At 42.3% G+C, this 4,090-nt stretch carries 2 protein-coding genes and 2 pseudogenes; all 4 read right to left on the minus strand.

The window, feature by feature from the left end:
- Positions 1–19: 19 nt before the first annotated feature.
- Positions 20–2,251 carry a ribonucleoside-diphosphate reductase subunit alpha gene (locus tag CDG77_RS33815; protein ID WP_094333522.1) on the minus strand — a complete coding sequence of 744 codons (2,232 nt, stop codon included), beginning with the start codon at positions 2,249–2,251 and terminating at the stop codon, positions 20–22.
- Between the two features lie 244 nt (positions 2,252–2,495).
- Positions 2,496–3,089: pseudogene (locus tag CDG77_RS33820) on the minus strand (DUF4351 domain-containing protein); the annotation flags it as partial.
- Positions 3,090–3,286: 197 nt separating this feature from the next.
- A pseudogene (locus CDG77_RS33825) lies at positions 3,287–3,490 on the minus strand (hypothetical protein); the annotation flags it as partial.
- A 388-nt stretch (positions 3,491–3,878) separates the two neighbouring features.
- Positions 3,879–4,090: hypothetical protein (locus CDG77_RS38305; protein WP_223270132.1), on the minus strand; the 212-nt coding region annotated here is incomplete at its 5' end.

Below are 4,090 nucleotides of genomic sequence, written 5' to 3' on the forward strand. Positions count from 1 at the left end.
CCCCTTAAAATGATTATCATTATTGTTTAAAATTGGATTCTTGGTTTTTGTTGATTAATTTATTCTTTGGAAGTCCCCAACCCAATTCCCAAGCCAGCATTAGGGTTTCAAAAATATCAACAGCTGTGAGAGAACGCTCTGGTTCGTCGGGGAAATAAACTCCAGCGTTCAGATTAAACAGTAGTTCCATTGAAATTCCTGTATCAATCCATTGTTGGATTGTGGCGATCGCTCTCACCACTTTTTTCTGATCTAGTGTCTTATTTTCGACATAGAACCATAGATTATCCCGAATGTAAGGCGGTGCGATCGGTACTGAACCCTTTGCCCACTTTTCATAAAAGAATTTGCTGTAAACGGGTAAAACACTGGCTGTACAACCCTGAACTAAAGATGAAGAAGTGTTGGGTGCGATCGCTGTAATATGTGAATTGCGAATACCATGTTGTTTGATATCCTGACTCAATTTTGCGAAGCGTTCTGGAAGACTAGCGTGTTGCAAAAACCATTCTACAGGTTTTGCTCCGATTAAATGTCCCTTGCTCCATTCACTACCCACAAAAGCAGGATACGCACCTCGTTCCTTAGCAAGGAACATTGATGCAGATGTGCAATAGTAACCAATGTCTTCAAATAAATTACTGATTTCCTGAAGATGGGTGTAGGTAAGATGACGTTTTGCTAACCAGTCGGCTAATCCCATACAGCCCACTCCAATTGTGCGATATTTGGCGTTGTGGGTGGCACTGGCAGCAAAGGGTGGTGAGGTGAGTTCAATCGTGTTATCTAATATACGTACTGCAATTTGACAAATCTCTGCTCGTTTCTCATCCTCAAGATTTGCCAGATTGATACTTACGAGATTACACGTATGTGCTTCTTCACCCGGTTTCACATTTGACCACGATTCTTGGCACAGGTTTCCACCTGGAATATAGCCCTCATGCTGATTGGGATTAGCTCGGTTCGCGGTATCTTTAAACCACAGGTAAGGCATCCCGGTTTCTAACTGGGTTCGCATCACTTGTTTGAGTAAAAGACGAGCATTCACCCGTTTGTAAAGTGTAATCTTGCTTTCTAAACTGGCTTCGATTTGAAGATAAGCCTTTTCAAATTCTTCACCCCATAAAAGAGCCAATTCAATGCCTAAACGAGTTTGTACTTCATAAGGATCAACTAACGTCCATTCTTCATCGGCTGCTACTCGCCGCATAAATTCGTCACTGACAACCAGTTGCGGGAACACGTCATAAGCTTTGCGTCGCCCGTCCCCATTCTCGGTTTGCATTTCCAAAAATTCGGGCAAGTCCAAATGCCAAACATCCAGACTGACAGTGACAGCACCTGCTCTGCGTCCACCTTGATTAACTGCGATCGCTGTATCATTCAACAATTTAATCCAGGGAACCACGCCACCAGAGGAATTAGCTTTCCCCATCACCCAACTACCAGTAGCCCGAATGCGAGACAGATTTACGCCCACACCGCCACCATTTTTGGAAATCCGAGCTGCATCATGAATCCCATCAAAAATGCTTTCCAAATTGTCGTCCATCGCCGTAATGAAACAACTGGCAAGCGACCCATTAGGAATCCGCAAATTCGCCAGAATGGGGGTTGCCAAAGATATTTGACGATTCGCTAACGCTTCATAAAATTGCTTTGCCCAGGTTAATCGATTTTCTGGTGTTTCCACGGAAGCAATCAATAATGCACAAGTTAAAAATGCTTCTTGGGGTAGCTCATTCGCCAAAAGATATCGCTTCGTCAGTAATACAGCTCCGGCATAATCATAGTCGGCATCCGAGTCGGGATTGATCCAAGTGTTAGCAATCTCTAATTCTGCATCTGTGTAGATTAAAATGCGGCGATCGTATTGTTCTGATAAAACTTTTGTTTGTACAGTCCGAGCATAATAACCGTACTGATAGCCACGACTAACTGTTATTTCTTTCCACAAACTCCAAATATGTAATCGCCCTGCTACATAGCGCCAATCAGGTTCTTCAGGACTACACAAATCCAAAGCACAGCGAATTAAATTATCTTGAATTTCTCGCGTGGTAATTCCAGGACGCAATCGAGTTGTCAGATGTGCTTCTAAAGCAATAGAATTTGCTGAAAGTCCGCAACAAGCCCAATTAACCACTGTGCGAATTTTATTAATTTCTAACGGTGTTGTCGAACCATCACGGCGAACAACATGGATATCCGTTGTGGAGTCCTCAAAAAGTGTGGATGAAGCTTGCATACAAGATGTGTTGATGAATGGTAGAAAAATAATTGCAAAAATGCAAAATAATTGTTAACTAGGTTTGGCAAAAAGACATTTTCTATGTTGTTTAATTTGCTCACCAAACAGGGAGTAGGGAGTAGGGAGTAGAGAGTAGGGGGAAGAGGAAAATACCCTACTCCCTCTCCCCTACTTTATTTTTGGGCATAAATAAATTTAGGAGCTTTAAGGGGGAAGAGGAAAATACCCTACTCCCTTTCCCCTACTCCCTACTCCCTCTTGAAAACCAGTTAAGTAAATCTTCAATAGCTGTAAAATCTAATAAAGCTTCACCAAGTGATTCTAATTGCTCTAAAGAAAGAGTTTGAATGCGCTCCCGAACCTCTTGAGGTAACTCTCCTACCCGTTTTTGTAGTTGCCGTATTACAAGAGTTTGTCCTTGTTCCTGCTTTCCTTCTTCCTTCCCACGCTCGTAGCCAATGCGTTCGCCTGTGGTAATGTAGCTCATAGTCCGCTCCTGCTCAAATTGCTTAAACTCTTGCCAAAATTCTGCTTCCAAGGCTTTTGGTAAAATCATAACCCAATCAATAAATCGGTACAGGTTACGAATGTCCCTTTCCTGTAATCCTAATTCATACAACCGACGAATTAAGCTAAATTTCCAAGTTTTACGTTCTCCTGGCTTTTTACTTGTTTGCTGTGTTTTCAAATGCGCCATGACTACGGTTGCAAATGGATTGTCACTGGCTTCTAATTCTGCCCAATTATTTTGATAATCTAAAAGCTTGACGATGCCAAATTCAAAGTTAAGCCTAGTATCGGGGTAATTATAACTATATTGATTTGGTCGCCATGTCAACAAACAGGGAGTAGGGAACAGGGAGTAGGGAGTAGGGAGTAGGGAAGACGGCATTGGTCGGGGCTTGAAACCACTGGCCTTTGCTCTCGTCTTAAAAGACGGGGCTTGAAAGACAGGAGGTTGTACGTGTTGCGTCTTTTTCCCCTACTCCCTACTCCCTACTCCCTACTCCCGCCCCAACGGGGCTTGGTCAAGTCAGTATCGCACAAAATCGCCAAACTAATGGCAGGTTTGGCAAATTTATCAAAAATTCGTAGGTTGTAAGAAAACATTCTTTCTGCAAAAATATCTTCTGATTTTGCCTGAATTTCTACATGGATTAATAGCCAAAGTTCTTGACCTTGAATTTGCCATACTTTGACTAATTTATCTGCATATCGCCTACCAAGTTCTCCTTCACCAAAACAGGGAGTAGGGAGTGGGGAGTAGGGAGTAGGGAGGATATTGAACAAAACAGGGAGTAGGGAGGATATTGAACAAAACAGGGGTTTCCCTACTCCCTCTTCCCTACTCCCTACTCCCTCGTTAAGAGCTATTTGCTGAAATTCCTTATCGAGAAATTCGTGGGGACGTTCCCAATTAATTAATGCTGCTGTTTGGGGGAAGAAAAATTGCATTTCTTGGGGAAAGTAAGCTTCTAAAATTTCTTTCCACGGACTATCATTATCTGCTCTTTGAAGTTCCTCGGTCATCAGTTGATTGGTAGATGGTGGACTGACAAATGAATTAAGCTTTTTAACAATTTTTGCGTAAGTTATGAAAATGGTCTACGGAATAATGCCAGCGCTATGTCAGCAAACGCTGGCAACCCGAAAAAGTTTGTTGGGTTGAAAAATTTCTAGAAGAATTGTCCAATAAAAATCCAGAGCAAGCTTTGGTAAAGAATGAGACTTGCCCCGATTCATGACGAATGCCAGTATACCCGGATTTCTCACAAAGCTTGAAGAAATAGGGGTCAAAAACTGCCAAAATGTATATTGCAAAAGAATTCCAGCAGC

This window comes from Nostoc sp. 'Peltigera membranacea cyanobiont' 213 (assembly GCF_002245975.1).
GTDB lineage: Bacteria > Cyanobacteriota > Cyanobacteriia > Cyanobacteriales > Nostocaceae > Nostoc.

Excerpts from the sequence above, each read along its gene's own strand:
- CDG77_RS33815 (WP_094333522.1), bottom strand. The coding sequence starts at position 2,251 with ATGCAAGCTTCATCCACACTTTTTGAGGACTCCACAACGGATATCCAT.